At 63.0% G+C, this 6,590-nt stretch carries 5 protein-coding genes; all 5 read left to right on the top strand.

The features are described from left to right. Nucleotides 1-141 precede the first annotated feature (141 nt). Complete coding sequence (locus JHD73_RS25700) at nucleotides 142-1,302, top strand: aromatic ring-hydroxylating dioxygenase subunit alpha (RefSeq protein WP_199032993.1); 1,161 nt, start codon at nucleotides 142-144, stop codon at nucleotides 1,300-1,302. A gap of 77 nt (nucleotides 1,303-1,379) precedes the next feature. After that, nucleotides 1,380-3,398 carry a bifunctional tRNA (5-methylaminomethyl-2-thiouridine)(34)-methyltransferase MnmD/FAD-dependent 5-carboxymethylaminomethyl-2-thiouridine(34) oxidoreductase MnmC gene (gene mnmC / locus JHD73_RS25705; RefSeq protein WP_199032994.1) on the top strand — a complete coding sequence of 673 codons (2,019 nt, stop codon included), beginning with the start codon at nucleotides 1,380-1,382 and terminating at the stop codon, nucleotides 3,396-3,398. A 254-nt stretch (nucleotides 3,399-3,652) separates the two neighbouring features. Then, nucleotides 3,653-4,996, top strand: a complete 1,344-nt coding sequence (tig, locus tag JHD73_RS25710; protein WP_199032995.1) for a trigger factor — start codon at nucleotides 3,653-3,655, stop codon at nucleotides 4,994-4,996. 29 nt (nucleotides 4,997-5,025) lie between these two features. Continuing rightward, nucleotides 5,026-5,673, top strand: a complete 648-nt coding sequence (gene clpP, locus JHD73_RS25715) for an ATP-dependent Clp endopeptidase proteolytic subunit ClpP (protein WP_048932465.1) — start codon at nucleotides 5,026-5,028, stop codon at nucleotides 5,671-5,673. A gap of 188 nt (nucleotides 5,674-5,861) precedes the next feature. Next, nucleotides 5,862-6,590: ATP-dependent Clp protease ATP-binding subunit ClpX (gene clpX, locus JHD73_RS25720; RefSeq protein WP_199032996.1), on the top strand; the 729-nt coding region annotated here is incomplete at its 3' end.

A 6,590-nucleotide genomic window follows, 5' to 3' on the forward strand; every position in this document is an offset into this window, starting at 1 on the left:
GCCCAAAGCTCTCGCTCGACGCACGCATCGCCCGCTTGCTGGCTGAGGCGTCGTAGCGCGCATTTCCCCCGATACCTGATGGGGCGGATGCCGGTTCAACGTGAACACTGAACCGCCCGCCGCACCGTGTTGGAGACCCCGATGACCGATGTCGGACGCCTGGCTCACGTGATGCCGGCGCACACCCAATTGCCCGTCGCCGCGTACTTCGACGACGCCTTGTTCGCTTGCGAACTGGAAACCATCTTCAAGCAATCCGCCTGTTATATCGGCAATGAAAAAGCCGTGCCCGAACCTGGTGACTGGCGTCGCCTCGCCCAGGAAGACGGCGGCCGCGTGCTGGTGCGCAATGCGGGCGGCGTGGAACTGATGTCCAACGTCTGCCGCCACCGGCAGGCGCTCATTCTCGGCGGGGAGGCCGGCAACGTGACCGGCCCTGCCAATGCCACCGGCAACCTGCGGGCTGCCGGCGGCAACATTGTTTGTCCGCTGCACCGCTGGACGTACACCGAGCGCGGTCAGCTGATTGGCGCGCCGCAGTTCACCAGCACACCGTGCAAGAACCTGCAGCGTTTCACCCTGCGCAACTGCCACGGCTTGTTGTTCGAAGGGCCTCGCGACCCGGCGCACGACATGGCGCCGCTATTCGCACGGCCCGAATTCGACTTCGGCGACTACGTGCTCGATCACGTGGAAGTCCACCAATGCAACTACAACTGGAAGACCTTCATCGAGGTCTACCTGGAGGATTACCACGTCGCGCCGTTCCACCCCGGCCTCGGCCATTTCGTCACGTGCGACAACCTTGAATGGGAGTTTGCAGACTGGTACAGCATGCAGCGCGTTGGCATCCATCAGGCACTCAGCCAACCGGGCTCAGATGTGTACGGCGCCTGGCATGACCGGCTGCTCGACTATCGCTCGGGCACATCGCCCGATTTCGGTGCGATCTGGGTGACGTACTTTCCGACTCACATGATCGAGCTGTATCCGCACGTGCTGGTGCTCTCCACGCTGTACCCGAAAGGGCCGCAGGACACCGTCAACGTGGTCGAGTTCTACTACCCGGAAGAGATCGCTGCATTCGAGCGCGAGTTCGTGGAAGCGCAGCGCGCGGCCTACATGGAAACCTGCATCGAAGACGACGAGATTGGGGAGCGCATGGACGCAGGCCGTCGTGCACTGATGGTGCGCGGTGTGTCAGAAACCGGCCCGTACCAGTCGCCGTTGGAAGACGGCATGCAGCATTTCCACGCGTGGTATCGCCGCATGATGGGTACGCTGCCGGTCGCCGACGTGTAGCCGCGCGCACCTGCGTCAGATCAAGGCGTGCGGGGAGGGCGGCGGTACAATCCGTCGCTTCTTTCCCCAGGTGTTCCATGCCACGCGGCCTCGCTCTCGCCACGCCCCAGCTCACGTCGGACGGCACGCCGTTCTCCGCGCAATACGACGACGTTTATCACAGCACCGAAGGTGGTCTCGCGCAGGCACAGCACGTCTTCCTGGGCGGCAACGGGCTGCCGGGCGCGTGGCAGGGCAAGGGCGCCTTCACCATCGTCGAGACCGGTTTCGGCCAGGGACTGAACTTCCTGGCGACGTGGGCAGCGTGGCGTGACGATCCGCAGCGTTGCGCACGGCTCGATTTCGTTTCCATCGAGAAGCATCCGTTCGACCGGGCGGGCTTGTCTGTCGTGCACCCGAAAGACGGTGTGCTTGCGCCGCTGGGCGAAGCGTTGCGGCAGTCATGGCCCGTACCCGTGCCCGGCGTGCATCGCCTCGTCTTCGATGAAGGCCGTGTCACGCTCACGCTGCTGCTTGGCGATGTGATGGAGATGCTCCCACAGCTGTCCTGCGCCGCTGACGCGTTTTATCTGGATGGCTTCTCGCCCGCCAAGAACCCCGATCTCTGGCAGCCGCGCGTGTTCAAGCAGCTTGCGCGTGTCGCCCGCGCTGGCGCCACGCTGGCAACGTACACGGCAGCAGGCTTTGTACGGCGCGGCCTGCAGGAAGCCGGCTTCGAGGCGCGCAAGGCACCGGGCTTCGGCACCAAGCGCGATATGACAGTCGCGCAGTTTCCAACGCACTGGAAGACGCGGCGTGGCCCGGTCGACGCGCCGGTTTGGTCTGAGCGCCACGCCATCGTCCTCGGTGCCGGGCTGGCCGGTTGCGCCGTCGCGGAACGCCTCGCTGCACGCGGCTGGCGCATTACGCTCATCGATGCGAACGAGGGCCCCGCCCGTGGCACATCAGCGCATCGTGCTGCGGCCATGCACCCCCACGTGTCCATCGATGACAGCGTGCTCTCACGCCTGTCGCGCGCCGGCAATCTGCTCGCACGTCGGCAGTGGGACGCACTCGACCGCGCGGGCTTTGCTACTGGCTTCCAGCCAACCGGCGTACTGCAGCTCGCAGAGCACGAAGGCGATGCCGCTGAGCAGCAGCGCGTTGTACAGGCGCTCGGGTACCCCACCAGCTACATCGATTGGCTGCCAGCCAGCCAGGCGGCTGAACGCGTGGGCGCGAGCGTGCCGCAGGGTGGCTGGTGGTTCGAGCAGGCTGGCTGGGTGGCGCCGCCCGATGTCTGCCGGGCGAACCTCATCGCCGCCGCAAACGCAATTGATGCACGCTGGAACACCCGTGTCGAATCGCTGCGCGAAGTGGGTGGCCAGCGGCAAGCGCTCGACGCGCACGATGACGTGATTGCCAGCGCGCCGGTCGTCATCCTCGCCAATAGTCTGGATGCGACCCGGCTGGCGCCGCTGTCCTCTGCGTCGCTCAAGCCGGTGCGCGGCCAGCTCACGGATGTGCCCCTCGCCAGCCTTGAACCGGGGGCTGCTTGGCCAAAGGCCGTGGTGTGCGGTGATGGCTACCTGTTGCCGGCGGAGCCCGATGCGACATCTGTGCGGATCGGCTCGTCGTTCCAACCGGGCGATTCTGATCTGGCCGAGCGCGCCAGCGATCACGCCGCCAACCTGAAGCGGCTGGCAGGCATGCAGCCGCAGCAGTCGCGGGCGCTGGCGCGGCTGGACCCGGCGCAACTGCATGGGTATGTTGGGGTGCGGTGCGTGTCCGCCAACCGCTTGCCGCTGATCGGTGCGGTGGTCGATGAGGCAGTGGCTATGGCGCCGGGTTTTCGCCTGCGAGGGCCGCATGCGCAACTTCCTCGCGTGCCGGGGCTGTATGCCGCACTTGCATATGGCTCGCGCGGCCTTACATGGTCCGTCCTGGGGGCGGAATTGCTCGCCGCGCAGATCGACGGCGGCCCGCTGCCGCTGGAAGTTGACCTTGCAGCGGCGCTCGATCCAGGGCGCTTTGTCCTGCGTGCGTTGCAGCATGGACACGGGCGCGGGCAGGGCGCTGCACCCGCTGAAACTGAAGCGGCCGATACGCTCGACTGACCCGCTGTTTGAAGGGGTTTCCAAGCGTTCTGACCCAAAAAATCAGGGCCGGTGAGCGTTCCATGCCATAATATGCGTTTTGCGTTTGCCAGCCCGAACGCGCCTGTTGCACCCGTTTAAGCCGCCGAAGTTTCACCTGAGCGGCCCTCGCGTCGCATCCGCGCAAGCCCGGCAAGACCAAGAACTTTGAACCACGGCTGCTGCTGGCGCTGCGCCGTTCGACGCAACTTTCTACTGAATCTGGAATTACGACCATGTCGACTATCGAAAACCTCGGCAAACTCGATCGCAAGGTGACCCTGGCCGTCCCGAAGGCCGAAGTGGAGCAAGAGAAGCAAAGCCGTCTGGCGCGTCTGTCCAAGACCGTCAAGATGTCGGGCTTCCGCCCAGGCAAGGTCCCGATGAAGATGGTCGAGAAACAGTACGGCCAACAAGTCGAGTTTGAAGTGCGCTACGACAAGGCTGCCCGCCAGTTCTTCGACATCACCAATGAGCAAGGCGTGAAGGTTGCCGGCCAACCGCGCTTCGAGCTGAAGACCGAGGGCGTGGCTGACGACCAAGTCGCATTCGACGCCACCTTCGAGGTGTATCCGGAAGTCAAGCTGGGCGATCTGGCCGGCGCGGAACTGACCCGCACCAAGACCGAGATCACCGACGCTGAAATCGACAAGACCCTCGACATCCTGCGCAAGCAACGCGTGCACTACCACCCGCGTGGCGAGGCTGGTGAGCACGGTGATGGCGGCGCTGCCGTTGCACAAAACGGCGACCGCGTGACGGTCGACTTCGTTGGCAAGATCGACGGTGTGGAATTTGCCGGTGGCAAGGCTGAAGGCTTCAGCTTCGTGCTGGGTGAAGGCCGTATGCTGCCGGAGTTCGAGCAAGCGACGCTGGGCCTGAAGCAGGGCGAGTCGAAGGTGTTCCCGCTGGCCTTCCCCGAGGACTACCACGGCAAGGACGTGGCCGGTAAGACGGCTGAGTTCACCGTCACGCTCAAGCAAGTCGAGTGGGCGCACCTGCCGGAAGTCAACGAAGCCTTCGCCCAGTCGCTGGGCATCGCCGACGGCAACCTCGACAAGATGCGCGCCGACATCCGCGAAAACCTCGAGCGTGAAGTCAAGCGCCGCACCCACGCGCTGCTCAAGGACCAAGTCATGGAAGCGCTGCTGAAGGTGGCAGAGCTGGACGTGCCGAAGTCGCTGGTCGAACAAGACCAAGAGCGCCTGGTCGAGATGGCCCGTCGTGACCTTGAGCAACGCGGCATGCCGAATGCCAAGAACATGCCGATCCCGGCTGAGATGTTCACGCAACAGGCCGAGCGCCGCGTGAAGCTGGGTCTGGTGCTGGCCGAAGTCGTCAAGGCCAACAACCTGGAAGCCAAGCCAGAGCAGATCAAGGCTGAGATCGAAGAGTTCGCCAAGAGCTATGAAGATCCGAAGGAAGTCATCCGCTGGTACTACGGCGACCAACAGCGTCTGGCCGAGATGGAAGCCTACGTGCTCGAAAACAACGTGGTAAATTTTGTGTGCGACAAGGCCAAGGTTACTGACAAGGCTGTGTCGTTCGAGGAGCTGACCGCCACCCCGGCGCAAGGCTGATTCGATCGATCCACGCACCGGAGAACCGCATGATCCGCAATGAACTGATCGACCAACTTGCCCGTACCCAGGCTTCTGCACTTGAAACGCAGGGGCTCGGTCTGGTGCCGATGGTGGTCGAGCAGTCGGGCCGCGGCGAACGCGCCTACGACATCTACTCGCGCCTGCTCAAGGAGCGAGTGATCTTCATGGTGGGCGAGGTCAACGACCAGACTGCCAACCTCGTGGTTGCACAACTGCTGTTCCTGGAAAGCGAGAATCCGGACAAGGACATCTCGCTGTACATCAACTCGCCGGGCGGCTCGGTATCGTCGGGCCTGGCGATGTACGACACGATGCAGTTTGTGAAGCCGGATGTATCGACGCTGTGCATGGGCATGGCTGCCAGCATGGGCGCGTTCCTGCTGGCGGCTGGTGCGAAGGGCAAGCGCCTGGCGCTGCCGAACTCGCGCATCATGATCCACCAGCCGTTGGGTGGCGCGCGCGGTCAGGCCTCGGACATCGAGATCCAGGCACGTGAAATCCTGTACCTGCGCGAGCGCCTGAACACGGTGCTGTCGGAAGCGACCGGCCAGCCGGTCGACAAGATCGCCCGTGACACGGACCGCGACAATTTCATGAGCAGCGAACAGGCCAAGGAATACGGTCTGATCGATCAGGTCATCAGCAAGCGTTAAGTGATGGGTGAACGCGGTTCTCGGTGCGCTTCGGGTCACCCCTGGCCGCACACCGACTGAGCCGCGCCGGCTATATCAAGCGGTGTCAAAAACGAGGCTTCGCGCCTCGTTTTTGCTTTGTGCAACTCCTGCGGGTCGTCGCCAGATAATTTGGCGTATGATGCTGCCAGGAACTACTGGTTATCGTTATGGCGGACAAGAAAGGCTCGACTGGCGAAAAGCTGCTGTACTGCTCGTTCTGCGGCAAGAGTCAGCATGAGGTCAAGAAACTGATTGCCGGCCCCTCGGTCTTCATCTGCGATGAATGTATCGACCTGTGCAATGAAATCATCCGGGACGAAGCCGCCATCACCGAGAAGGAAGGTGGTCTTGCGGTAAAGTCCGATCTTCCCACCCCCCATGAGATTCGCCAAAGCCTTGATCAATATGTGATTGGTCAGGAGCAGGCCAAGAAGATTCTGGCGGTCGCGGTCTACAACCATTACAAGCGGTTGAAGCACCTCGGCAAGAAGGATGATGTCGAGCTGTCCAAGAGCAACATCCTGCTCATCGGGCCGACTGGCTCGGGCAAGACCCTGCTTGCGCAAACGCTGGCACGCTTGCTGAACGTGCCGTTCGTCATCGCCGATGCCACCACGCTGACCGAAGCCGGCTACGTGGGCGAAGATGTCGAAAACATCATCCAGAAACTGCTGCAGAACTGCAATTACGAAGTGGACAAGGCCCAGCGCGGCATCGTCTACATCGACGAAATCGACAAGATTTCGCGCAAGTCTGACAACCCATCCATCACCCGGGACGTTTCTGGGGAAGGTGTGCAGCAGGCGCTGCTGAAGCTTGTCGAAGGGACGATGGCGTCCGTGCCGCCGCAAGGTGGCCGCAAGCATCCGAACCAGGACTTTCTGCAGGTCGACACC

It is taken from the genome of Ralstonia sp. ASV6, from assembly GCF_016429285.1.
GTDB classification, from domain to species: domain Bacteria; phylum Pseudomonadota; class Gammaproteobacteria; order Burkholderiales; family Burkholderiaceae; genus Ralstonia; species Ralstonia flaminis.

Coding starts and splice junctions, on each gene's coding strand:
- JHD73_RS25700 (WP_199032993.1), top strand. CDS start 142: ATGACCGATGTCGGACGCCTGGCTCACGTGATGCCGGCGCACACCCAA.
- mnmC (WP_199032994.1), top strand. CDS start 1,380: ATGCCACGCGGCCTCGCTCTCGCCACGCCCCAGCTCACGTCGGACGGC.
- tig (WP_199032995.1), top strand. CDS start 3,653: ATGTCGACTATCGAAAACCTCGGCAAACTCGATCGCAAGGTGACCCTG.
- clpP (WP_048932465.1), top strand. CDS start 5,026: ATGATCCGCAATGAACTGATCGACCAACTTGCCCGTACCCAGGCTTCT.